Below are 23,455 nucleotides of genomic sequence, written 5' to 3'. Positions count from 1 at the left end.
GCGTGCTAGCATCGGTACCAGTCTGAAAAGGTTTCTCCATACCATGCGTCTTGTCCGCCAGGTCCTGCTAATGTTCTCGCTCGCGCTGCTGCCGCTGGCGGGCTTCGCGCTGCCTGCGAACATGGCGCAGACCCACCTGTGCTGCGCTGGCGACGCGAACGACTGCCAGGACACGCAGGCGAAGGCGCACCCGCTACCTGCCGCCGACGCGCACTGCTGCCCGCTGGCGAGCGCCGCGGTGCCCGCCGGTGTCGGCGCACCGCTGCCCGGCCCCCTATTTTCACAGGTGCATAACCCGCACCTTGAACCGGCGGCGATCACCCACAGCCACGCCCCGCCGCACAAACCCCCGCGTTCCGTCTGAGCCCAGCCACGACACGGCCGTTGCCGCGTCTTCCTGAACTCGATACACGGAATCACTCATGAAAAAGACCTCCTTCGCCGTGGCGTTGATCGCCGCGCTTACTGCTGCGCCCGCGTTCGCCGCCCCCTCCGGCACCATGTACAAAGACCCTCACTGCGGCTGCTGTGACGCGTGGGCCAAGCATATGCAGGACAACGGCTTCAAGATCGACAGCAAGATCGACGCGCAAATGTCGCAAACCAAGGACAAGCTTGGCGTGCCGGGCAGCCTGCGCTCCTGCCACACCGCGAAGATCGGCAACTACCTGTTCGAAGGCCATGTGCCGGCCGACCTGGTGATAAAGGTGCTGCGCGACAAGCCGGCAATTGCCGGCCTCGCCGTCCCGGGCATGCCGCTGGGCAGCCCGGGTATGGAAGGCCCGACCCGCCAGCCCTATCAGGTGCTGACCTTCGACCGTCAGGGCCGCACCACCGTCTACGCTCAACGCTGAACGAGGAGAACACCATGAAAAAACTGCTGATCGCCGCCTGCCTGGCCGCCGCCGGCACCGCCTACGCCGCCGCGCCTACCCCTACCGGCACGCCTGCCCCGACCTGCCCGATGGCCTCGCAAAACGCCTGCCCGATGGCCGGTACGATGCCGCACGGCAGCCACATGATGCCCGGCGGGCACCCGATGATGCACGGCGCACCGGCCGATGCCAGCGCGTCGACCCGCGCGTATATCGCCGCGCACGGCAAGATGATGCGAGGCATGAATATCGCGTATAGCGGCGACGCCGACCGCGACTTCATGGCCGGCATGATTCCGCACCACCAGGGCGCGGTCGAAATGGCGCGGGTTGTGCTGCAGCACGGCAAGGATCCGGAAGTGCGCAAGCTGGCGCAAGACGTGATCGCCGCGCAGGAAAAGGAGATCGCGCAGATGCAAAACTGGCTGGCGACCCACCCGCTGAAGTAAGGCGGCAGAGGCACCACGCAGGCAGGCAGCCCCGGGCTGCCTGCCTTTTTTACGCGTGCCGGACGCCGCCATGCGGCTTGCTTTTTGCCGGGCAGGGTCTAGTTTTTCCGCATGGAGACGGCGCGCGAGCAGGAATCGAACCTGTCGTGCAGAGCCATCTTCAGCATCGAGCAAGGAGATCCACCATGAGAATGCTTTCCGCACTTGCAATGGGCGCGCTCACGCTGTCGCTCGCCGCCTGCGCCACGACCGACCAGACCGCCCGCGACATGGCAGCGAAGGCCCAGTCGACCGCCGACCAGGCTCTCGCCAACGCCAACCAGGCCAACGCCAACGCGCAGGCCGCCGCACAGATGGCGCAGCAGGCGCAACAGACCGCCAACCAGACCGCGTCCCAGCTCAACAGCATGATGAACAAGGGCATGGTCAAGTAAGCATTGCTCCCCCGCTCACGACAAGGCCCGGCATCGCCGGGCCTTGTCGTTTGGAGCTAGCCGGGTCAGCGACCGTCGGCCGGCACCCGCTCGGGCACCCGCGCGCGGTTGGCGTCCTCGCCATAGGGCGGCAGGGTGTAGGGTTCGACGGGCAGCGCGTCGACGCGCTCGGCGTCGGTCGGCGCGCCCGCCGACACGAAGGTCGGCAACACCGTCGGCTGCGCAAGCACCGCATCGACGCGTGCGGGGTCGAGCTCGGCTTCGGCCTTTTCCCCGAGTTGGCCGACCAGCTCGCGCGCGGTGTCCAGCGTCGGCGCCGGCTCGTCGTATTCCCCAACCAGCGGGTAGGACGCCAGCACCGGCAGGCCGTCCAGCAGGCCAGCGACCAGCGGCTGGTTGACGATGCGGATCGGCGTGCCGCGCGGCAGGATCTTCAGCAGCGCCGCGGCGTTCTCCGGGTACAGGTGCAGGCAGCCGTGGCTCGCGCGGGTACCCAGCCCCCACGGCTTGTTGGTGCCGTGGATGAAGATGCTCTTGAAGCCGGTCTGAAACGCGATCATCCCCATCGGGTTGTCCTCGCCCGGCGGCACGTAGTCGGGCAGCACATCGCCCTGCTCGAGGTGCTCGGCCTTGATGCTGTCAGGTGGCGTCCAGCCCGGGTCGCGGATGGCCTGCACCAGCCGCGTCTCGCCCAGCGGCGTCGACCAGCCTTCGCGCGCGATGCCCAAGGGTACGGTAACCACCCGCGCGCGTTCGCCCTTTTTAGCCGGCAGGAAATAGAACAGCCGGCGCTGCGGGATATTGACGACGACGCCGCGCCACGGTTTGGGCGGCAGGATGTACTGGCTGGGGATCAGCAGCGACGGCGCCTCATGCGGCGTCCACAGGCTGACGCCGGGGTTGGCCAGCGTGATCTCCATCAGCCCGGTATTGAAGTGACGGGCGAGGTCGAGCAGCGAATTGCCCTCGGACTCGACGCGGATGCGTTGCGGCGCGCCGACCACGGTGTCGCCGTTGTCCGGCACATCGAACACCTCGGCGCGCAGCACCGGCGGGCACAGCAGCGCACCCAATAGCAGCAGCCTGAAAAAAATCGACATGGCAGCCTCCCTTGAGGCGGTGTGACGACTTCAGTCAAGCAGCCCGCCCGCAGCGGCGCCAGTGCGACTGGCACCCCGCTGCCAAGGGCATGGCAGCCGGCCGCACTTTACCCGCGCGGCGTCAGAAACTGAGCACCTTGTCAGCGTCCAGCGTGAGCCGGGCAAGAATGGGCATGGTACCGACCTCTACACCGGCAAGCAGCCGGTCGGCGCTGAGGCCGCGCGCGTCCAGGCAGGTGCGGCAGGCGTAGACCTTGACTCCAGCGTCGATCAGCTCGGCGAGCATCTGCCCCAGCGGCACGCCGGCGGCGGCCTGCTGGCCGGACAGTGCACAGCCTACCGCGTCGGACAACAGGAACACCCGCAGCACGGGCGGAAACTCCTCGGCGGCGAGCTGGGTAGCCAGTCGCAACGCCGACAGCACGCGTTCGCTGCCGTACGGCGGCGCGTTGACGATAAACAGGATGTTCTGCATCAGGCTTCTCCTCGAGACTTGGACAAGACGGCGCGCCACGCCGCGTCGAAACACGCCGCGTCGGTGGTCGGCGCAAGGCCGAGCGCGCGGCACAGCGCCGGCAGGGTCGGCGCGGCGCCGGCGCTGTCGCCCTGCAGCGCCGGGTCGTGCAGCACCTGCTCGGGCGGGCCGTCGGCGACCACGCCGCCGCCGGCCAGGTGCAACACCCGCGGGCAGTTGCGGGCGACAAAATCGTAATCGTGGCTGATCAGCAGGATGGCACGTCCCGCGGACTTTTCCCGCGCGAGCCAGCCTTCGAACAGCGCCAGTTGCGCGGCGTCGAAGTCGCGGGTCGGCTCGTCGAGCAGCAGCAGCGGCACGTCCTGCGCGATCAGCGCGGCGAGTGTCAACAGCCGGCGCTCGCCGGCGTTCAGGTCGAACGGGTGCGCGTCGGCGTGCGCCGTGAGCGAGGTCACCTCGAGTGCCCCGGCGGTACGCCGCTCGACTTCGGCCTCTGGCAGCCCGGCGAGGCGCGACGCGAACGCCACTTCCTCGCGCACGCGGCCGCGGCACAGCTGGCGCTCGGCCTCCTGGAACATCATGCCGGCGACGCGGGCAAGCATCGGCGGGCGGGCGTTGCGGGTATCCAGCCCGCCCACGCTCACCCTGCCCTCCGATGGCGCCAGCAAGCCGCAGGCAAGCCGCAGCAGCGTCGACTTGCCGGCGCCGTTGGCGCCGACCAGCGCGACACACTCGCCGGCGGCCACCGTCAGCGACAACTCCTTGAGCAGCGGCGGCGCGCCGTCCCAGCCGTAGCGGACCTGCTCGAAACAAAGGCTCGCGTCAGCCATCGGCCACCTCGGTAAAACGCGTGAGCGCGTCCGCGGCCGAGCACGGCGCGGCGACACCGCTGCGCCAAAGATCCGCTGCACGCGCGCGCCACGCGGCGCGCACCGCGTCGCTCGCGGCAAGCGCGGGCAGCAAGCGGTCGAACAACGCGCCGGCGTCCCCGCACCCGCGCTGCACGCCGCCATCCAGCCACAGCATGAGCTCCGCGCAGGCCGCGCGCTCAAACGACTTCTCGAACAACACCAGCGTGAGCATTGGCAGCGCACGGAGCCGCGCCAGCAGTCGGTCGGCGGCGGCCGGGGTCAGCCGGCTGAACGCCTCGTCGAGCAACAACAGCCGCGGCCCCATCGCCAGCGCGCAGGCGAGCGCGACGCGCTGCGCCTCGCCGCCGGACAGCGTGGACGGCGCACGCGCCGCGAGCACCTCGGCCTCGCACAGTTCAAGCGCCGCCCCGCAACGCGCGCGGATTTCTTCCTCGGGCAGGCCGAGATTCTCCGGGCCGAACGCGACCTCGTCGTACACGGTGAACGCGCAACCGGTCAGCGCGGCGTAAGGGTTGCCCTGCACCAGTTGCACCTCGCGCGCGCGCAGCGCCGGCAGCGCGCCCGACACCGGCGCTCCGTCAAATTCGGCGATGCCGGTTTCGCGGGCCGGCAACGCGTGCGGCACCCAACCGGCAAGCCAGCCGGCGAGCGTGCTCTTGCCGCTGCCGCTGCCGCCGACCACTGCCAGCGTCTGCCCGGCCGTCAGCGCAAAGTCGATGCCAGCCAGGCACGGCGCCTCGGCACCCGCGCGGGTCAGGCTGGCCTGCTCGAAACGGATCAGTGCCATAGCCAGCTCCCGGCGACCAGCAAGAAGGCCGCCAGCGCAGCGGCGAGCAGCGCGCGGTCGCACGCGGTGAAAACTGGCGCGTCCAGCGTGGTGCGGCGCGCCGTGGCGCGGAACGCGCGCGCGTCGAGCGCATTGGCCCGCTCGCCCACATCCGACAGCGTCCACACCACCAGAGGGCCGGCCAGCGCGAAGAGCGCGCGGGCGCGCTGGTGCCACGGCGCTGCCGGGTCGACCCCGCGCGCGCGCTGCGCCTCGGTCACTTCGGCGAGGCGCCGGCGCAACTGCGCCGACAGCAGCAGCGGGCTCGCCAGCAGATAGGCGACGCTCGGCGGCAGGCGGCTGGCGAACAGCGCGCGGGTCAGGCGCGCCGGCGGCGCCAGACGCAGCGCGACTTGTGCGCCGGCAATCAGGCAGCCGATACGCAGCCACAACAGGGCGGCGGCATCAAGGCGCGCCATCCGGTCGCTGACGTCGGCGCCGAAGATCAGGCTGTCCAGGAAGCGCCCGTGCACCAGCACCAAGCCGGCAGCCAAAGGCAGCATCAACAGGGCCCAGCGGCGCAAGCGCACAGCGCGCTCGCCGCCCATACACACCAGCACCAGCAGGACGCCCAGCAGCGCGGCCAGCGCCCATGCGTCGGCCAGCCGCAGCGTCAGGAGCAGCAAGGGCGGCAGCAGCGCGAAGCCGGTGAACGGGTGCATTAGCGCACGGCGGCCGCGGCGGGGAAGGTCGCGGTCAGGCGGGCGGGCAAGGCGCGCACCAGCGTCCACGCCAGCAGCGCGCTGACCACCTTGTCGGCCAGGTTGACGCCGAACACGGTCAGCGCGACCGATTCGATCAGCTTGCTGCCGACTGCGTTCAGGTAAGCGACGAAGAAGTCGGCACCGCTGCCGGTCGCGCCACCGAACAGGTAGGCGCGGATCGGTGTCGCCACCACCACCACGGCGACGGTCACCAGCAGGGCAGACAACAGCACGCGCGGCAGCGTGCGAAAGCCGCCGGCGCGTGCGCACAGGCCGGCGACGAGGCCGATCACGCCGGCCACCGGCGCGAACGCGGCGGCGACCGGGCTGGTGAGCACGCCCCAGATCAGGTTGGTCGCGACGCCGGTCACCAGCGCGGCCAGCGGGCCGGCCAACAGCGCGACGACGAAGGTGCCGATTGCGTCGAGGAAGATCGGCAGCTTGAGCATGGACGCGAGCTGGCCGAGCACCATATTGAAGGCGATGCCCGCCGACATCAGCGTCAGCGTGCGGGTGGAGAACAGTGGGTTCATTGCGCGGAGTCTTTCCGGTCTGGTTGAGGGAGGATGACGAGTTCATCGTAGCCCGACAGCGGGCAAGGTTCGCGGCCGAAGGCAACGCCTTCGAGCACGCCGACCACCAGCTCGCAGGTGGTGCGCACCACCGAGCCTGGCATCACATGGCCGCCCAGCACCGTGCCTTGCGGGTCGGCGACGGTCATGTGCAGGTGGCCGCCGTCCGCGTCGAGCGTGCCGCACAGCGAGACGATCTCGAACGCGTCGCAGAGGCAGGTGGTGTCCGGACGCCCGGCGAAGCGCAGCGCGGCGACGCTCAGACTGCCGACCACGCCGGCGATCCAGCCGGCGGCCACGCCCTGCCCGGCCAGACGGCCGGCGAGCGCCGAGAGCAGTTCCTCGCCCGGCAACAGGCGAACGACGACAAAACGGGCGGGATACATGGCGAGGCCTCGCGACGACAGTGACTTAAGGCGCGCGATTTTACGCAGGCCGCGCCGCGCGCTCAATCCTTGCGGCAGACGGGAAGGCCTGCAGTGAGCTGCCACCGGCTCGCCAAGGCAGCGGACGGGCCGTCATTCCGGCTCGCGGTGACGGCGGTGAACCTCGAGGATCGCGTCGAGATTGGCGAGAAAATGCTCGACCACCTGCGGATCGAAGTGATGGCCGGCCTCGCGCTCGATCAGCGCGAGCGCCTCCTCAATGTGCCACACCCGCTTGTAGGGACGCACCGACACCAGCGCGTCGAACACGTCGGCCACCGCGCAGATGCGCGCCTCCAGCGGGATCGCCTCGCCGGCAAGCCCATCCGGGTAGCCGCTGCCGTCCCACTTCTCGTGGTGCGAGCGCGCGATGCGGCACGCCATCTGCAGCAGCGGGTCGCAGCTGCCTTCGAGGATCTGTGCGCCGATCGCCGAGTGCGTGCGCATCACGCGCATCTCCTCGTTGTCCAGTCGCCCGGGCTTAAGCAGGATCAGGTCGGAAATGCCGATCTTGCCGATATCGTGCATCGGGCTCGCGTGCAGGATCAGCTCGCACTGCGCCTCGTTCCAGCCCAGCGAACGGGCGATGATCGTGGCAACCTCGCTCATCCTCAGCACATGCTGGCCGGTCTCGTTGTCGCGGAACTCGGCGGCGCGGCCGAGCCGCTGGACGATCTGCACGCGCGACTGGGCTAGCTCGCGCGTACGCGCGGCGACTTCCGCCTCCAGTTGCTGCCGGTGCTCGTGCAGCAGCCGGTGCGCAAGCTGCGCGTCGAGCATGTTGCGCACGCGCATCAACAGTTCGCTGCGGTCGAACGGCTTGCAGATGAAGTCACGTGCGCCGGCGGCAAGCGCCCTCAACTGCCACTCGCGCCCGTTTTGTGCGGTCAGCACCACGATGGGCGGCAGCAGCGGGTCGTCCAGCGCGCGTAGCGCGGCCATCACCTCGAAGCCGTCCAGATGCGGCATGTTCAGATCGAGCAGGATCAGGTCTGGCCGCTGCGTCTGGTAGGCGGTGAGCACCTCACGCGCGTCCTGTACCAGTTGCGGGGCCTCGTAGCCTTGGCCTGCGAGCATCTTGGACAGCAGTTTCAGGTTGGCCGGCTCGTCGTCGATGGCGAGGATGCGGGCGCTCTGGTGGTTAGGTCCGGTCATGCGATGGTCTCGACTCTGCCAGCCGGCTCTGCGAGCAGGCGGTCGACGGTCGCCAGGAACAGTGGGATATCGAGCGGTTTGGTCAGGTAGGCGGCAAAACCGGCGGCGAGCCCGCGCTCTATATCGCGCGGCATCGCGTTGGCGGTGACGGCGACTACCGGCACGCCCCGCAACGAGCGCTCGGCGCGCAGGATGTCCAGCAACTGGTAGCCATCCATCTGCGGCATGTTGACGTCGAGCAGGATCAGGTCTGGCCGTACCTCCAACGCGAGCGCCAGCCCCTGCCGGGCATCTTGCGCGCTCGAAAAGTCGACCGGCCGCCGCCGCGCGAACAGTTGGCCGACCAGCTTGAGGTTGGCCGGGTTGTCGTCGACATAGAGCACCCGTTGCTGCACACGCGCCGTCCCCTGCCCGCCCAGCTGGGCACTGACCGCCACATGGCTGGCCCCAGCGGCGTCGGCGAGCGGCAGGCTGAAATGGAAACGACTGCCGATCCCCTCTTCGCTGCTCGCGCCAATCTCGCCGCCCATCAGCTCGACCAGCCGCTTGCAGATACTCAGGCCGATACCGGAGCCCTCGATCGCGCTGTTTTCGGCGCCCAGCCGGTTGAAGGGCTCGAACAGGCCACCCAACTTGGCGGCCGGGATGCCCGGGCCGGTGTCGGTCACTTCCAGCGTCAGCCGGCCGTCTTGCACCCGGCTCGCCAGCCGCACGCTTCCTCCATCGCGGTTGTACTTGATCGCGTTGGAGAGCAGGTTGAGCAGCACCTGCTTGAGACGGACGCGGTCGCCCTGCATGGCGCCGGACACCACGCTGGGCGCCAGCGTGATGCCGCGCGCGTGCGCCAGCGGCAATACCAGTTGCACGCACTCGTCGATGAGTTCGCGCGCGTCGACCGGTTCCGGGGAGAGCTCGACGCGACCCGCCTCGATCTTGGCAAGGTCCAGCACCTCGTTGATCAGCGCGAGCAGGTGACGGCCAGCCTTGAGGATCTCGGCGACGTTGTCCTGCTGGTCGGTGTCGAGTGCCTCGTCAAATTCGAGCATCTGCGCGAAGCCGATCACCGCATTCAGCGGCGTGCGCAACTCGTGGCTCATGCTGGAGAGGAAGTTCGACTTGGCCAGGTTGGCCGCGTTGGCCTGTTCCAGCGCGGCCTCCAACTCCTGGCTGCGCGCGAGCTCCTCGCTGTGGTCGGTAAAGGTGTTGAAGCTGTAGAGCAAGGAACCGTCGTGTGCGTCGCGGATAGGCTGGACATTGCTCAGACTAAAGAATGTACTGCCGTCGGCGCGGCGCAACGGAGCCAGCCCCTGCCAGCTGCCTCCAGCTTCGACTGCGGCGACAATCTGGGGAAATACGGTAGCCGATGCCTCCGAGGTGGCGATACAGTCGAAACGCCGGCCGAGCACATCTTCACCACGCATGCCGACCATGCGCTCGTACGCGGGGTTGACGTAGACAATGCGGTGCGCGGCGTCCGCCACGCGGATCGCCTGACCGCTACCCTCGACCAGACGGCGGAACAGCTGCAGCGCTTCCTCAGTTCGCTTGCGGGCCGAGATATCGGCATGCAGGCCGATCACGCGCAAAGGTGCACCATCCGCGCCGCACTCGACGATGGTGCCACGACTGTGGATCCAGATGTAATGACCAGCCTTGTGTTGCAGGCGGAATTCGACAGAGTAGGTGTTTTGTTGTCCGGCCAGATAGCTAAAGAAAGCCGTTTGCGTGCCCAGCCTGTCGTTGGGATGGAGCATCGCCAGCCAGGAGTCGAGGTTCGGCGCGAGTTCGCCCTGCGCGTAGCCCAGCATCGCTTCGTAGTGGCCGGAAAACTGCACTTGCCCGCTCGACAGGTTCAGGTCCCATACCCCTTCGCCCGCACCGTCGATGGCGAAGGCAAAGTGCGTTTCCAGGTTCTTGCGCCGCGTGGCGTCGTGGACCACCAGCAGGCAGCGTCGCTTGCCGTCCGCGTCGGGCAAGCGAGAACCGGACAGCTCGAAAAAATGCTGCCGCCCGTCGACGCGAATCCACAGCGGCAGGTCACTGCACTGCCCGCTGCCGATCGCCTCGGCCAGCGCCACGCGTAGCTGGCCAGCCGAGACCGTATCGAAGGCCTCGTCGATGTTGCGGCCAAGTAGCTGGCAACAGAATACCGGTCCGTCGTGGCATTCGGCGCCATGGCCGATCCGCAGGAAACGGCCGTCCTCGTCCAGTTCGATCAGGGTGTCTGGAATCGCACTCAGCGTCGCCGAAAGCTGCTCTACCGCAAGACGCGCGGAGCGCTCGGCCTCGTAAAGCGGGGTGATATCGGTCCGGATCGAGATATAGCGCTCGGGCAGGCCATCGGCACCGGGAATCGGCGTGATGGTCGAGCGCACCCAATAAAGCGAGCCGTCGAGCCGGCGGTTGCACACCTCGCCCTGCCAGCTCTCGCCGGCGCTGATGGTTGCCCACATCGCCTGATAGAAGGCCGCATCGTGCACGCCGGACTTTAGCAGCCGGTGGTTGCGCCCGATCAGCGCCTCGCGCGGGTAGCCGCTGACTTCGCAGAACTTGTCGTTGACCTCGAGGATATTGCCCGCAAGGTCGGTCACACTGACGATCGCATGCGCGTCGAGCGCCCGCCATAAAGCCAGCAAGGAATCCATGGCAAGCCTTCCAACAGAAGCGGCCCACTGGCGCGGGATACCACTTCTTAGACATGGTTATTTAGGCGGAGATATTACATTGCAATACGCAAATCTCAAACATCTGCCAACATCGCGCTACACCTGCCGTCAGCCACGCAGGCAGCAGCAGACTGAGCATACAAACCGTGCGGAACGCTTCCTAAGACAAAATCGCAGCGCTACAATCGGGCGCTACCCCAAGAACCTCCAGAAAACGAACGCTCCCCGCCCACCATGGAACTTGCCACGCCCGGCCTGCTGTTTCCCGCCCTGTGCATGCTGCTGCTCGCCTACACCAACCGCTTTCTCGCGCTGGCCGGCGTGATCCGCAACCTGTGCAAGGACTACCGGCAGGACCCGGAGCCGAAGCTGATGCTGCAGATCGGCTGCCTGCGCCGCCGGCTGCGGCTGACCCAGCACATGCAGTTGTGCTGCATGGCCGCACTGGTGTGCTGTGTGCTGGCCTTGTTCAGCATCCTGCTCGGCTGGCCGCTCGCCGGCTACTACAGCTTCGGCAGCAGCATCGCGCTGATGCTGCTCTCCTTGTTGCTTTCACTGCTTGAACTCAAGCTCTCGTCCAACGCGCTGAACATCCTGTTGGCCGACCTCTCCAGCATCGGCCCACACCACTGAGCCCTCAAACCAGCATCGCCAGACCGCTGGCCAGCAGCAACATGGCGACCAGACGGCGCAGCCATGCGGTGTCGACACGCGCAACCGTCCGTGCCCCCAACCGGTTGGCCAGCCAGTAAACCGGCAGCATCATCAGGGTCACCGGCAACAGGCCGGCGTTGAAGGCGCCGGTCGGCACGGCGACCAGCAAGCGCAGCAGGCCCGCGCCCGCAAACACCAGCAGCAAGGTATCGCGCACCCGGGCAGCTGGCAGCCCCAGTTGGTAGAAAAGCAGCACCAGAGGCGGCCCGGCTGTCGCGAACATGCCGCCCATCAGCCCGGACAAGGCACCCGCGCTTACTCTGAGCCAACGGGTCCCGGCCAGCACAGACAACCGCGGTGGCCACAGCATCAGCGCGCTGCTAAGCACGATGATCCCCCCCAGCACCTTGCCCAGCCAGTACACCGCGTCCCCTGACATCACCCCCAGCAACCACAAGCCGACCGGCACCATCGGCAGCGCCGGCAATAGCCCCCACGCCAGCAGGCGCCAGTGCGGCGTCAACTGCCCCCTGCCGAGCAGCACCAATGCGCCGAACAGGGTCAGGCAGTTGACCAGTTGCGACGCGTCGCTGATCGGCAGCACGCCCAGTTGCACCGACAGCGCCAGCAGCACCAGCCCGAACGCGAAGCCGGTCAGCGCCTGCAGGTAAGCCGCCGCGGCGACCGACAGCGTCAGCAGCGCGGACGGCAGTAAGGGAAGCGAAAGCAAAGGCGGCTCCAGTCATTAAAGGAAACAGTTTTTAATCAACGCAGAATATTGATGCAAATCAAGCATTGAGGAATTCTGCGCCGCGCAATGCAAATTAACAATTGCTAGCGCTGCGTTTCAAAATAATAATAGCGCTATTATTTTCAGGCATACACAAATAGAGGAAGGAACATCGCATGCAGAAGACCCTGATCGCCACCTTGCTGACCATTACCTGCGCCGGCGCTGGCGCCGCCGAACTCGACCTGCGCACCGGATACGACACAGGCATGGACAAGTGGTTCTCCCGCGCACTGATCGGCCACCAGTGGAGTTCCGGCGTCGGCGGCTGGCTCGAGGTGACCTCGAGCAACAGCAGCAAGTCCGATGAAGGGCTGGACAGCTTCACGGCCGGCGACAACGAAGCCGCCGTCTACTACAGCTACAAGCTCAGCGACAAACTGGCACTGGTGCCTGGCGTCGCGCAAGTTTGGAACCGCGACGGTTCGGAAACCCGACCCTACCTGCAGTTGAACTGGCAGCTCAGCGACACGCTGTCGGTCAGCCCGCGCTACCGCTACCAGCAGGGGCACATCGACACCAATTCGGCCAACGAAAAGGTCAAGGCGCACAACTTCTCGGTGTGGGCGACCTGGAAAGCCAACGACCACGTGCATTTCTCGGTCAACCCCGAATACACCAAGCGCGTGTCGGGCCCCGACTTCAACAAGTTCGCGGGTGACGACATGTTCGAACTGGGCCTGCAGAGCCGTTTCGTTTCGGTCAGCAAACACTTCACGCCGTACTTCGACGTCCGCTACGTCGACAAGGGCGACAAGAATGGCCAGGAAGTCAACCGCGTCTGGGTGCGCGCCGGGGTCAAGATCCCGCTGTAAGCGTCCGACCGTAATCCGTGATGTTGCGCATTGGGCAGCGGGGTTTCCCGCTGCCGTTTTTTTGCCCGGAACCCGCCGGACAAAATTGCGAGTTTGCACTACGAAAAGCTTGCCGCCAATTCTTCGCAGCGCTATTATCCGTACATCCGCAGACAAATCGCAACGCTGCGAAAAATTCACGAGGAACTGTTGCCATGTCGGAAAAGAAGGCCCTGAGCGAACTGCGCAGCCAGCGCTGGTATGCCCCCAACAGCATCCGTGCGTTTGCCCACCGCCAGCGCACCCAGCAGATGGGCATGCGCCGCGAAGAATTCATGAACAAGCCGGTGATCGGCATCATCAATACCTGGAGCGACCTCTCCCCTTGCCACTCGCACCTGCGCGAGCGTGCCGAGGCCGTCAAGCGTGCGGTGTGGGCTGCCGGCGGCTACCCGGTCGAGCTGCCGGCGCTGTCGGTCGGCGAAGTACTGGTCAAGCCGACCACCATGCTGTACCGCAACTTCCTGGCGATGGAAACCGAAGAGTTGCTGCGCTCGCACCCGATCGACGGCGCGGTGCTGCTCGGCGGCTGCGACAAGTCGACCCCGGCCATGCTGATGGGCGCCATCAGCATGGACATCCCGATGCTATTCTGCCCGGCCGGCCCGATGTCCAACGGCAAGTGGCGCGGCACCACCACCGGTGCCGGCACCCACACCAAGAAATACTGGGACGAGCTGCGTCTGGGCAACATCACCCAGCACGACTGGATCGACCTTGAAGGTGCGATGACCCGCTCGATCGGCACCTGCAACACCATGGGCACCGCGTCGACCATGACCTCGATCGCCGACGCGATCGGCTTCATGCTGCCGGGCGCGTCCAGCATCCCGGCTGCCGACAGCCGCCACCCACAAATGGCTTCCGCCTGCGGCACCCGCATCGTCGAGATGGTTTGGGAAGACCTCAAGCCGTCCAAGTGGCTGACCCGCGAGCACTTCCTGAACGGCGTCGCCGTATACATGGCGATCGGCGGTTCGACCAACGCCGCCATCCACCTGATCGCGATGGCCCGCCGCGCCGGCGTCGAGCTGACGCTGGACGACATGGCCGACATGGCGACCAAGGTGCCGGTGCTGGCCAACCTGTTCCCGTCCGGCGACAAGCTGATGGAAGACTTCTTCTTCGGTGGCGGCCTGCTCGCCCAGATGAAGAAGATCGAGCAATTCCTGCACACCGACTGCGCCGGCGTTTCTGGCAAGCCGCTGAAAGAACTGCTGGCCAACGCCGAGTGCTACGACGACGAAACGATCCGCGGCCTGGACAACCCGGTGGTCCCGCTGGAAAAAGGCGCGACGCTGGCCGTGCTGCGCGGCAACCTTGCCCCGCGCGGCGCCGTGATGAAATCGTCCGCCGCCAACCCAAAATTCCGCAAGCACGTCGGCCCGGCACTGGTCTTTGACACCCATCAGGAGCTGTCCGACCGCATCGACGACCCGAACCTCGACGTCACTGAAGACACCGTGGTGATCCTGCGCAACGCAGGTCCGGTCGGCGCGCCGGGCATGCCGGAGTGGGGCAACCTGCCGATCCCGAAGAAGCTGCTGGAAAAAGGCGTGCGCGACATGGTGCGCATGACCGACGCACGCATGAGCGGCACCCACTACGGCAGCTGCATCCTGCACGTGACGCCGGAAGCGGCCGTCGGCGGCCCGCTGGCGCTGGTGCGCACCGGTGACCTGATCGAGCTGGATATCGCCGCAGGCAAGCTCAACATGATCGTCGACGACGAAGAGCTGGAACGCCGCCGCGCCGAATTCAAGCCGGTCCATCACCAGTACGCACGCTCGTTCGCCGCGCTCTACCAGCAGCACGTGACCCAGGCCGACGAAGGCTGCGACTTCGACTTCCTGCAGTCGCCGGTTGCCGTGCGCGAACCCGACATTTTCTGATCCAGGAGAACAAGATGACTTTTCCGCACAACGCGTTCAAGGAATGGATGCAGGCACGCCGCAAGCCGGTACCGCTGGGCACCTGGATGATGACCCACAGCGCTCAGGTTTCCGAAGCGCTCGGCTTCGTCGGTTTCGACTTCCTGGTGCTGGACATGGAGCACGTGCCGGTTGACTCGGCCGACGCGGTGACCATCATGCGCGCGCTGGAAGGCACGCCGACCAAGGGCGGCCAGGTCGTGGTCCGACTGCCGTGGAACGACGCGGTGCTGGTCAAGCGCGTGCTCGACGGCGGCGCCACCACCCTGATGTTCCCGTTCATCCAGAATGCCGAAGAAGCGAAGAGCGCGGTCGCCTCGACCCGTTACCCGCTCAACGGCAACGGCGGCACCCGCGGTTGCGCGGCCGTGCACCGTGCCAGCCGTTACGGCGCGATCGGCAACTACCTGCAACTGGCCAACGACAGCGTGTGCACCATCATGCAGATCGAAACGCCGGAAGCGCTGGCCAACATCCCCGAGATCGCAGCGGTCGAAGGCGTTGACGCCATCTTCATCGGCCCGGGCGACCTGTCGGCCAATATGGGCCACCTGGGCAACATCGCCAACGACGACGTGCGCCACGCGCTGAAAGCCGGTGTCGACGCCGTGCACGCGGCAGGCAAGCCGTGCGGCATCGTGCTGGGCAACCCGGAAATGGTGCGTTGGGCGATCGAGCTGGGCTACGACTTTGTCGCCATCGGCTCCGACATGAGCATGATGCTCGCCCGCGCCAAGGAACAGATCGCCGCCGTGCGCGGCGTCGCAGCCCAGCAAGCTGCAGGCGGCGTGTACTAAGTCCATGACCAGCGAGCTGATCCACCTCAAACACGGCGAGCTGGAAGCCAGCCTGTGCCCGTCGCTCGGCGGCGCGCTGGCCGGTTTCAGCTGCGCCGGCACGGCGCTGTTGCGGCCGTGGAACGGCGAGGCGACCGTGCGCAAGATGGCCAGCTATCCGCTGGTCCCCTACTCCAACCGCATCGCAGACGGCCGCTTCGGCCACGCCGGACGCGATGTGGCGCTGCGCCGCAACTTCGGCGACCACCCGCACCCGCTGCACGGCCTGGGCTGGCAGCGTGCGTGGACCGTCGCCGATCATTCGGCGCACGAGGCGACCTTGCTGTTGCAGCACCGAGTCGACGACGCCGCCGCCGCGGCCGACTGGCCGTGGGCCTTCGACGCCCGCCAGCACTTCGCGCTGGAAGCCGAAGGGCTGACCGTGACCCTCAGCTACCACAATCTCTCGGACGAGAGCGTGCCGGTGGGGCTGGGCTGGCACCCGTATTTCCCGCGCCATGAAGACGCCGAGCTGTCCTTCAGCGCTGCCGAAGTCTGGCTGATGGACGAACGCGCCTTGCCCAGCGAGCGCGTCGAGGTTCCGGCGGCGTGGGACTACCGCGCAGCGCGCCCGGTTGGCGCACCCGGCCTCGACAACTGCTTTGCCCGCTGGCAACGCGAAGCGCGCATCGCGTGGCCGGGCAAAGGACTCGCCGTGCGCCTGCAGGCAAGCCCGGCGCTGGAACACTTGGTGGTGTTCACCCCGCAGGACGCCGACTTCATCGCCGTCGAGCCGGTCAGCCACGCCAACAACGCCATCAATATGCAAGCGCCCGGCGCACACGGCATCAAGCACGTGGCGCCCGGCGCAAGCTACGAGGTACTGATGCACCTGAGCATCGAAAGGATTACCCGATGACTTACGAGGTTCAAACCGCCCTCGCCGCGCAGGCCCACCTGGGTGAATGCCCGATCTGGTCGGCGCGCGAGCAGGTCCTGTACTGGGTCGACATCCTGGCCCCGGCCCTCAACCGATTCGACCCGGCCACCGGCGAAAACCGCGTGATGGCCATGCCCGCCCATATCGGCTGCTTCGGCCTGCGCGAACAGGGCGGCTTCATCGTCGCGCTGCGCAACGGCATCTTCCTGACCGACGCCGACGGCAACATCGAAAAGCAGGTCGGCGACAACCCGACCGATACCTCGAAGAGCCGCTTCAACGACGGCCACGTCGACCTTCTCGGCAACTTCTGGGCCGGCACCATCTGGGAGCCGCGCGACCACAAGGGCGGCAAGCTGGTCCGCGTCAAGCCGACCGGTGAGAGCGAAGTGATGGGCGGCGACGTGCTGGTCTCCAACGGCCTGGGCTTCAGCCCGGACGGCCGCTGGATGTTCCACACCGACACCCCCAACCACATCCTGTACCGCTACCCGCTGGACGAAGCGGGCAACCCGGGGGAGCGCGAGACGCTGCGCGAATTCGAGCGCGGCACCGGCGGCCGCCCGGACGGCGCGGCCTTCGACAGCGAAGGCTACTACTGGACGGCGATGTTCGACGGCGGCCGCGTGCTGCGCATCAACCCGGAAAACGGCGAGATCGTCGACGAAATCCGCCTGCCGGTACGCTGGCCGACCATGGTCGCCTTCGGTGGCGACGACCTCAAGACGCTCTACATCACCTCCAGCCGCGAGAACCGCAGCGAGGAAGAGCTGGCGCAGTACCCCGAGTCCGGCAACCTGTTCGCGGTCCGCGTGAACGTCGCCGGCCGTGCCGAACCGCTTTTCCGCGGCTGATGAATTCGGACGGTGCCGCAGGCGCCGTCCACATGGACACATAGAGGAGCAGACAAATGAAAATCGGTTTTATTGGCCTTGGGCTGATGGGCGAGGCGATGAGCCTCAACCTGGTGAAGAAATCCGGCCACCCGGTGCGCGTGTTCGACCTGGACGCGGCCAAGGTCGCCCTGCTGGTTGAAGCCGGCGCCGAAGCTGCCGCGTCGATCCGCGAAGTGGGCGAGACCTGCGACGTGGTGGTCTCGATGGTGCCCAAATCCGAGCATGTGCAGGCGGTGTACCGCGAACTGCTGCCGGTCGCCCGCGCAGGCCAGGTGCTGATCGACATGTCGACTATCGACGTGGCGGTGTCGGTCGAACTGTCCGAACAGGTCGCCAAGACCGGCGCCGTGATGCTGGACGCACCGGTGGTCAAGAGCGTGCCGGCGGCCAAGGACGGCACCCTCGGCATCTACGTCGGCGGCGACGCGGCCTCCTTCGAGCGCGTGCGCGACATTCTCGCCTGCATGGGCTGCAACATCATCCACCTCGGTGCCAACGGCCGCGGTCTGGTGATGAAGCTTGCACACAACGTGCTGGTTGCCGAGATCCAGAACGGTGTCAACGAAATGCTGACCGCCGCGCACGAATTCGGCATCAGCACCGAAGACTTCGCGACCGCAGTGTCCTACGGCGGCGCCAGCAACTTCTACCTGACCAGCAAGCTGAACGCGCTGAAGGCCGAAGACTACACCACCGCGTTCTCGCTGGAGAACATGGGCAAGGACATCGACTGCATGGTGCGCATGGTCGAGCCCAAGGGTCTGAAGCTGCCGGGCGTGCTCAACTGCCAGAGCGTGTACAACTTTGCCATCGATAACGGCATGGGCCGCGAAGACTTCTGCGCGTCCATCAAGTCCGTCAAGCTGCGCGCACACTAAGTTTCCATTCGGGCAGCCCCGGCTGCCCAACCCTATCGAGGCATTGAAATGCAACTGATCGTCATCGACGGCGGCTTTGAAATCCGCCACAACGAAACCCTGCTGTTTGCCCACACCGCCGCCCAGCCGGCCTTCTTCGTCGGCCACGGCGAAGAGAAGATGGAAATCTACCGCGGCAACTTCGACATCGAAGACTACCTCGAGTCGCGCGTCGCGCTGACCCACGCCCGCATCGACGGCGACAAGATCCACCTGTCCGCCGCCGCTGGCCAGCCGGAGATGCTGACCGCCACCCTGCACATCGACGGCGACGACTTCAAGTTCGCCTTCGAAGCGCACGACGCGTCGCTGAACCGCTGCTGGATCCGCCTGCCGGCGCAGAAGAAAGAACACATCTGGGGCTGCGGCGAACAGATGTCCTACTTCGACCTGCGTGGCCGCAACTTCCCGCTGTGGACCTCCGAGCCGGGCGTCGGCCGCGACAAGAGCACCGAGATCACCTTCAAGGCCGACTCGATGAAGGCCGGTGGCGACTACTACCACACCAACTACCCGCAGCCGACCTTCGTGTCGTCGCGCAAGTACTCGGCGCACATCGAAACCACCGCTTACGCGGACTTCGACTTCCGTCACAACAACTTCCATGAACTGCAAGTGTGGGCGATCCCGGCCGAGCTGCAGATCAAGACCGGCGCGACCTACCTCGACCTGGTCGAGAAGCTGTCCGCCCAGTTCGGCCGCCAGCCGAAGCTGCCGGAATGGGTGTACAACGGCGCGATCCTCGGCCTGAAGGGCGGCGAGGTGAACACCTTCACCCGTATGGAAAACGCGCTGAACCACGGCATCAAGGTCTCCGGCGTATGGAGCGAAGACTGGTGCGGCCTGCGCGTCACCTCTTTCGGCGCCCGCCTGTTCTGGGACTGGGACTGGAAACACCACCAGGACCGCTACCCGAACCTGCCGGAGAAGATCAAGGAGCTGAACGAGCGCGGCATCGAGTTCCTCGGTTACGTGAACCCCTACCTGTGCAACGACGGCCAGCTGTTCCCGGTCGCCAAGGAAAAGGGCTACCTCGCGCTGGACAAGGACGGCAACGTCGCGCTGGTCGACTTCGGCGAATTCGACTGCGGCATCGTCGACTTCACCAACCCGGAAGCCTCCAAGTGGTTCCAGGACGTGGTGATCCGCGAAAACATGCTCAACATGGGCATCAAGGGCTGGATGGCCGACTTCGGCGAATACCTGCCGACCGAGAACGTCTACCTGTCCAACGGCGTCGACGCCAAGCTGATGCACAACGCGTGGCCGACCCTGTGGGCCAAATGCAACGCCGAAGCGGTTGAAGCCAACGGCCAGACCGGCGACGCGCTGTTCTTCATGCGCGCAGGCTACACCGGCGTGCAGCGCTACTGCCCGCTGCTGTGGGCCGGCGACCAGAGCGTGGACTTTACCCGTCACGACGGCCTGGTCACCGTGATCTCCGGCGCGCTGTCCTCCGGCATGCTGGGTAACGCCTACCACCACAGCGATATCGGCGGTTACACCTCGCTGTTCGGCAACCGCCGTACCAAGGAACTGTTCGACCGCTGGGTGGAAATGGCCGCGTTCACCCCGGTGATGCGCACCCACGAAGGCAACCGCCCGGGCGAGAACTTCCAGTTCGACCAGGACGGCGCGACCCTCGCCCACTTCGCCCGCATGACCCGCGTGTACACCCACCTGGTACCGTACCTGAAGTCGCTGGTCGAAGAAGCTTCGGCCAAGGGCTACCCGGTCCAGCGCGCGATGATGCTGCACTTCGAACACGACCCGGAAACCTACGCCAACCAGGAACAGTACCTGTACGGTGCCGACATGCTGGTGGCGCCGGTGCACAAGCCGGGCGTCGACGAGTGGACCACTTACCTGCCGGCCGGCACCGACTGGGTGCACGCCTGGACCGGCCAGAAAATCACCGGCGGCCAGCGCATCACGCTGCCCGCACCGATCGGCCAGCCGCCGGTGTTCTACCGTGCAGACAGTGCTTGGAAGGAGCTGTTTGCCGGTCTTACCTCGCTGTAACTCCGCCCGCCTTCCGGATTCAAGTAGTTTTTTGGCGCCCTTCGGGGCGCCTTTTTTTGCGCATTAGAAGTGCTGATAGCGCTGCTATTGATGATTAAAAATACTCACAAAGCACCGCCAAAACAATTGCAGAACAAAGTTCGTAGCGCTATTATTGCCGCATTCAACCATTATGCGCGGAACGATTCGATCCGCCGGGAGACCTGCATGAAAACCTACGAAACGGCCCTGTACTCCTCGCTCAAGGACAAGGTGATCTTCATTTCCGGCGGCGCGTCCGGCATCGGCGCGGCCTACGTCGAAGCCTTCCTGCAGCAGGGTGCCAAGGTCGCCTTCATCGACTTCGACCGCGACACCGCCGAGCAATTCGTGCGCGAACTCGACACCGAAAACGTCTTCTTCCAGTTCTGCGACGTACGTGACATCGAACTGCTGCGCTCGTGCATCAAGAACGTAGCCGACAAGTGGGGCCGCATCGACGCGCTGTTCAACAACGCCGCGCGCGACGACCGCCACGACATGATGGACGTCACCCCCGAGTACTGGGACGAGCGCTTCAACACCAACCTGCGCCACCAGTTCTTCGCCGCGCAGGCCGTGGTGCCGGTGATGGAAAAGAACGGCGGCGGCGTGATCATCAACATGGGCTCGATCTCGTGGATGCGCGGCCGTCCGGGCATGGTGTGCTACACCACGCCAAAAGCCGCGATCAACGGCATGACCCGCACCATGGCACGCGAACTGGGCGTGAAGAACATCCGCGTCAATTCGCTGGTGCCCGGCGCGATCCGCACCGCCCGCCAGGACGCGATGTGGGCCGGTAACCCGGAAGGCTTCGAGAAGGCCAGCCAGCTGTTCATCGACCAGCAGATGCTGAAGTTCCGCCTCGACGCGTCCGACTGCGCGCGCCTCGCGCTGTTCCTCGCCTCCGACGAGAGCCGCGGTTGCACCGGCCAGAACTTCGTGGTCGATGCCGGCCTGATGTTCCAGTAAGCGGTTGCGACAAGGCGCACGGCGGTCACCGCGGTGCGCCAGGCATCCCCCCAAGGCGCGTGTACCGCACCTTTGCACATTTTTGGAAGCGCCAACGGCCGGCAGCACACTGCCGGTCGTTGGCGCTATAATCTCGCCCAATTATTCGAATTTTTGATATGAACGCCGTGGAATTTCCGAATATCAAACCCCGCCAGCGCAGCCGTCGGGGTACGCAACGCACCACCATGCTGGACGTCGCCAAACTGGCCGACGTCTCACCCAGCACCGTATCGCTGTACCTGCGCAAGCCGGAAGCCGTCTCTGACAAACTGCGCGACAAGGTCAGGCAGGCGATCGAAACGCTGCACTACGTCCCCAACCGGCTGGCTGGCAGCCTGGCAGCCGCCAAGAGCCGCACCATCGCCGTGATCATCCCGACGATTTCCAACAGCTTTTTCGCACGCTCGGTCGAGGCCATGCAGGAAGTGGCAGAAAAGGCCGGCTACAACCTGCTGCTTGGCAATTCCGACTTCAACCCCGAACGCGAGGAAGAGCTGGTCAGGACCTTCCTGGAATGGTCCCCGGCCGCGATGGTGCTGACCGGTTGCCACCAGAACGAGCGCACCATCGGCATGCTCAAGGCCGCCGGTATCCCGGTCGGACAGATGTGGGAACTTGGCACGCCGCATCTGGGCCTGCAGGTCGGTTTCGACCACACGGACCTCGGCCAGAGCGCCCTCGAACACCTGTACGAGGGCGGCTGCAAGCATGTGGTCTATCTGGGGGTGCGCCTGAACTGCGACCACCGAGCCCGCGTGCGCGCGGACGCTTATGTCGAAGCGGTCAAGGCCGCCGGCCTGCACGCACCCCTGGTCATCAATATCCCGCCGACCACCGAGCACCTGGTGCAGGGCGCAGGCACGGCGATCGCCAGTGCCCTGGCGGCCAACAAGTCGATCGACGGCGTGATCTGCTCCAACGACTGGCTGGCGCTGGGCGTCCTGTTCGAGGCGCAACGCCGCGGCATCCGCGTGCCGGAGCGCCTGTCGGTCATCGGCTACGGCGACCTGGACTTCGCGGAATGCAGCAACCCGCCGCTGACTACCATCCGCCCGCACCGCTGGCAGATCGGCAGCCAGCTGATGCAGGGACTGATCGAGCGCTGCGAGGCCCCGCAGGAGGCGTGGCCGGACCACGCCGTCGACGTCGGCTTTGAGCTGATCCCCCGCGCGACCACCCGCATTATGTAATAAGGGGCAGCGAGGCCGGCGTGGGTGCCCCGGCAGCCATGCCCCCCCGTCGCCAGACGCGCAATCGCCTTTCCGGAAAAGCCCGCACCTAGCGGGCTTTTCCTTGCCCAGACGGACGGTACGCGGCACCGCAAGCGCACTTGAGCGGCAAGCGAGCCCCACGTTCACCCAGCCATAGCCGCCGGCTACATACAAAAGCGCCGTCTCCCGCAAGGGGGCACGGCGCCTTCCTGTAAACGACAGCCAGCCGGCTTCAGGCTGCGGCCCGGGCCACCTTGGCGCGCATCGCCGCCGGGTCGTCCCACACCACTCGCAGCAAGGGAAGCACGCTGCCGTCGCCGTAGCGGTGCTCGCCATGCGGCTCTTCGACCCCGCCCTTGGCGCGGTAGAAGCCGCGCGCCGGCAAGTTGCCTTCCACCACCGTCAGCGCGACCCGGCTGCATCCGCCCTGCTGCTCGACAGCGTCCAGTTGGCGGGCCATCAGCCGTTGGCCCAGCCCCTGCCCCTGAAAGGCCGGCAACACGTGCAGGTTGTCGATGAAGACCTCGCCGGTGGCGTCGGCCTGCGCGTCGGCGTGGCACATGGCCACCACCTGCCCGGCGCAGACACCGACCTCGATGCGCTTGCCCACGTCGGCCAGTTGCTGTCGCCAGAACGCCAGCCGCTCATCCAGCGCAGCGCGGCTCTCGAGGTAGCGCGCGTTGAGCAGGTGGCCGTAACAGACCCGCCAGCTCGCCAGGTGCAGTTCGGCCAGCACGTGCGCGTCTGCCGCGGTGGCCAGCCTGAAATCGATTTTCGCCATCTTGTGCATTCCATGTAAAAGACCCTGCCGGCAGAGGCCGGCAGGGTCGTGTCCGGATCCGGGCAAGCCGGTCAGCCTGCCCGTACCCCTGTCAG

General features: G+C 66.3%; 25 protein-coding genes. 14 read left to right on the top strand and 11 right to left on the bottom strand.

Features of this window, described 5'->3' with window-relative positions:
• Positions 1–43 precede the first annotated feature (43 nt).
• The 4 genes from E5K04_RS07630 (at position 44) to E5K04_RS07615 (ending at position 1,758) form a co-directional block, all read left to right on the top strand.
• Entirely contained in the window at positions 44–364 is a 321-nt protein-coding gene (locus E5K04_RS07630) for a hypothetical protein (protein WP_136552632.1), read from the top strand.
• Between the two features lie 58 nt (positions 365–422).
• Entirely contained in the window at positions 423–854 is a 432-nt protein-coding gene (locus E5K04_RS07625) for a DUF411 domain-containing protein (RefSeq protein ID WP_136552630.1), read from the top strand.
• A 14-nt stretch (positions 855–868) separates the two neighbouring features.
• Positions 869–1,324, top strand: a complete 456-nt coding sequence (gene copM / locus E5K04_RS07620) for a CopM family metallochaperone (RefSeq protein ID WP_235844305.1) — start codon at positions 869–871, stop codon at positions 1,322–1,324.
• Positions 1,325–1,509: 185 nt separating this feature from the next.
• Entirely contained in the window at positions 1,510–1,758 is a 249-nt protein-coding gene (locus tag E5K04_RS07615; protein WP_136552628.1) for an alanine-zipper protein, read from the top strand.
• Positions 1,759–1,823: 65 nt separating this feature from the next.
• Here the strand turns inward: E5K04_RS07615 and E5K04_RS07610 are convergent, their stop codons facing one another.
• The 9 genes from E5K04_RS07610 to E5K04_RS07570 all read right to left on the bottom strand — a co-directional run bounded on the left by E5K04_RS07610 (position 1,824) and on the right by E5K04_RS07570 (position 10,532).
• On the bottom strand, positions 1,824–2,858 hold the full coding sequence (locus E5K04_RS07610) for a L,D-transpeptidase family protein (protein WP_136552626.1): 1,035 nt from the start codon (positions 2,856–2,858) through the stop codon (positions 1,824–1,826).
• Between the two features lie 121 nt (positions 2,859–2,979).
• Entirely contained in the window at positions 2,980–3,333 is a 354-nt protein-coding gene (locus tag E5K04_RS07605; RefSeq protein ID WP_136552624.1) for a DsrE/DsrF/TusD sulfur relay family protein, read from the bottom strand.
• The gene (locus E5K04_RS07600) at positions 3,333–4,163 is read right to left on the bottom strand and encodes an energy-coupling factor ABC transporter ATP-binding protein (protein ID WP_136552622.1); all 831 of its coding nucleotides are present in this window, start codon (positions 4,161–4,163) and stop codon (positions 3,333–3,335) included. The genes E5K04_RS07605 and E5K04_RS07600 overlap by 1 nt, the downstream gene beginning before the upstream one ends.
• Positions 4,156–4,992: an energy-coupling factor ABC transporter ATP-binding protein gene (locus E5K04_RS07595; RefSeq protein ID WP_136552620.1), complete on the bottom strand. Its 837-nt coding sequence runs from the start codon at positions 4,990–4,992 to the stop codon at positions 4,156–4,158. The genes E5K04_RS07600 and E5K04_RS07595 overlap by 8 nt, the downstream gene beginning before the upstream one ends.
• Positions 4,983–5,693: an energy-coupling factor transporter transmembrane component T gene (locus E5K04_RS07590; protein WP_136552618.1), complete on the bottom strand. Its 711-nt coding sequence runs from the start codon at positions 5,691–5,693 to the stop codon at positions 4,983–4,985. Before E5K04_RS07590 ends, E5K04_RS07595 begins: the two co-directional genes overlap by 10 nt.
• A complete protein-coding gene (locus tag E5K04_RS07585; RefSeq protein WP_136552616.1) occupies positions 5,693–6,268 on the bottom strand; it encodes an ECF transporter S component in 576 nt (191 codons plus the stop codon). Before E5K04_RS07585 ends, E5K04_RS07590 begins: the two co-directional genes overlap by 1 nt.
• On the bottom strand, positions 6,265–6,693 hold the full coding sequence (locus E5K04_RS07580; protein ID WP_136552614.1) for a PPC domain-containing DNA-binding protein: 429 nt from the start codon (positions 6,691–6,693) through the stop codon (positions 6,265–6,267). Before E5K04_RS07580 ends, E5K04_RS07585 begins: the two co-directional genes overlap by 4 nt.
• A gap of 132 nt (positions 6,694–6,825) precedes the next feature.
• Positions 6,826–7,887 (bottom strand): HD-GYP domain-containing protein, encoded by a 1,062-nt coding sequence (locus E5K04_RS07575; protein WP_136552612.1) that lies wholly within the window; start codon positions 7,885–7,887, stop codon positions 6,826–6,828.
• On the bottom strand, positions 7,884–10,532 hold the full coding sequence (locus E5K04_RS07570) for a PAS domain-containing hybrid sensor histidine kinase/response regulator (RefSeq protein ID WP_136552610.1): 2,649 nt from the start codon (positions 10,530–10,532) through the stop codon (positions 7,884–7,886). The genes E5K04_RS07575 and E5K04_RS07570 overlap by 4 nt, the downstream gene beginning before the upstream one ends.
• 255 nt (positions 10,533–10,787) lie before the next feature.
• Between E5K04_RS07570 and E5K04_RS07565 the strand changes: the two genes are divergently transcribed.
• On the top strand, positions 10,788–11,186 hold the full coding sequence (locus E5K04_RS07565; RefSeq protein ID WP_136552608.1) for a DUF2721 domain-containing protein: 399 nt from the start codon (positions 10,788–10,790) through the stop codon (positions 11,184–11,186).
• Between the two features lie 4 nt (positions 11,187–11,190).
• On the opposite strand, the gene E5K04_RS07560 is transcribed toward E5K04_RS07565, so the two are convergent.
• A complete protein-coding gene (locus tag E5K04_RS07560; RefSeq protein ID WP_168929182.1) occupies positions 11,191–11,937 on the bottom strand; it encodes a sulfite exporter TauE/SafE family protein in 747 nt (248 codons plus the stop codon).
• Positions 11,938–12,113: 176 nt separating this feature from the next.
• Here E5K04_RS07560 and E5K04_RS07555 point away from each other — a divergent pair, with 176 nt between their 5' ends.
• The 9 genes from E5K04_RS07555 to E5K04_RS07515 all read left to right on the top strand — a co-directional run bounded on the left by E5K04_RS07555 (position 12,114) and on the right by E5K04_RS07515 (position 22,558).
• Entirely contained in the window at positions 12,114–12,812 is a 699-nt protein-coding gene (locus E5K04_RS07555) for an oligogalacturonate-specific porin KdgM family protein (RefSeq protein WP_136552604.1), read from the top strand.
• A gap of 194 nt (positions 12,813–13,006) precedes the next feature.
• A complete protein-coding gene (gene araD / locus E5K04_RS07550) occupies positions 13,007–14,743 on the top strand; it encodes an L-arabinonate dehydratase (protein WP_136552602.1) in 1,737 nt (578 codons plus the stop codon).
• A 14-nt stretch (positions 14,744–14,757) separates the two neighbouring features.
• Positions 14,758–15,579: an HpcH/HpaI aldolase family protein gene (locus tag E5K04_RS07545; protein ID WP_136552599.1), complete on the top strand. Its 822-nt coding sequence runs from the start codon at positions 14,758–14,760 to the stop codon at positions 15,577–15,579.
• 4 nt (positions 15,580–15,583) lie between these two features.
• Positions 15,584–16,477: an aldose 1-epimerase gene (locus E5K04_RS07540; protein WP_136552597.1), complete on the top strand. Its 894-nt coding sequence runs from the start codon at positions 15,584–15,586 to the stop codon at positions 16,475–16,477.
• A complete protein-coding gene (locus E5K04_RS07535; RefSeq protein WP_136552595.1) occupies positions 16,474–17,352 on the top strand; it encodes an SMP-30/gluconolactonase/LRE family protein in 879 nt (292 codons plus the stop codon). The genes E5K04_RS07540 and E5K04_RS07535 overlap by 4 nt, the downstream gene beginning before the upstream one ends.
• Before the next feature lie 56 nt (positions 17,353–17,408).
• Positions 17,409–18,272, top strand: coding sequence for an NAD(P)-dependent oxidoreductase (locus E5K04_RS07530; protein WP_136552593.1), 864 nt, complete (start codon positions 17,409–17,411; stop codon positions 18,270–18,272).
• A gap of 48 nt (positions 18,273–18,320) precedes the next feature.
• Positions 18,321–20,333: an alpha-glucosidase gene (locus E5K04_RS07525; protein WP_136552590.1), complete on the top strand. Its 2,013-nt coding sequence runs from the start codon at positions 18,321–18,323 to the stop codon at positions 20,331–20,333.
• A 207-nt stretch (positions 20,334–20,540) separates the two neighbouring features.
• Positions 20,541–21,326, top strand: a complete 786-nt coding sequence (locus tag E5K04_RS07520) for an SDR family NAD(P)-dependent oxidoreductase (protein ID WP_136552588.1) — start codon at positions 20,541–20,543, stop codon at positions 21,324–21,326.
• Between the two features lie 158 nt (positions 21,327–21,484).
• On the top strand, positions 21,485–22,558 hold the full coding sequence (locus E5K04_RS07515; protein ID WP_136552586.1) for a LacI family DNA-binding transcriptional regulator: 1,074 nt from the start codon (positions 21,485–21,487) through the stop codon (positions 22,556–22,558).
• 253 nt (positions 22,559–22,811) lie between these two features.
• Here E5K04_RS07515 and E5K04_RS07510 read toward each other — a convergent pair whose 3' ends face one another.
• Positions 22,812–23,360 (bottom strand): GNAT family N-acetyltransferase, encoded by a 549-nt coding sequence (locus tag E5K04_RS07510; protein ID WP_168929181.1) that lies wholly within the window; start codon positions 23,358–23,360, stop codon positions 22,812–22,814.
• Positions 23,361–23,455: the final 95 nt, after the last annotated feature.

Origin of the sequence: Crenobacter intestini (assembly GCF_004919095.1) — a bacterium.
Classification (GTDB): Bacteria; Pseudomonadota; Gammaproteobacteria; order Burkholderiales; family Chromobacteriaceae; genus Craterilacuibacter; species Craterilacuibacter intestini.
The sequence above is the reverse complement of the archived record's forward strand: the minus strand, read 5'-3'. Positions and strand labels throughout refer to the sequence as shown.